Annotated in this window: 1 protein-coding gene; it reads right to left on the bottom strand. The window is 65.8% G+C overall.

Annotated elements, in window-relative coordinates:
- Positions 1–130: 130 nt before the first annotated feature.
- Positions 131–441, bottom strand: a 311-nt coding sequence (locus ACU8YC_RS27875) for a di-heme oxidoredictase family protein (RefSeq protein WP_446896379.1), incomplete at its 5' end; no start/stop codon positions are given.

The raw sequence follows: 441 nt of genomic DNA, 5'->3' as shown, positions 1-441 counted from the left end.
CTCAGCAGCAGGGCGGTCAACAGACCGCCGCTGGCCATGCGCAGGGTGTTGGAACGAATCATGGTGTCCTCGTCGGCATTGCCGGTTTGCAGCGCTCTCGCGCCGGGAAAGCATGGATACATGGGTTCACTCAGAGCGACTCGAGGAAGCTCAGCAGTGCGTTGCGTTCGTCCTGATCGAAGCCCAGCACGATCTGGCGCGATCGCTCCGCTTCGCCGCCGTGCCAGAGAATGGCTTCGAGCAGGTTGCGGGCGCGCCCGTCATGCAGGAACTGGGTATGTCCACTGACCGTCTTGGTCAGGCCGATGCCCCACAGCGGTGGGGTGCGCCACTCGCGGCCGCTGGCCTCGAACTCGGGGCGGTGGTCGGCCAGGCCTTCGCCCATGTCGTGCAGCAGCAGGTCGGTATAGGGGCGGATCACCTGGTTGGCCAGCTCGGGCT

Source organism: Citrobacter sp. VF227, assembly GCF_052950715.1.
This window is presented reverse-complemented; position numbering and strand designations above follow the sequence as displayed.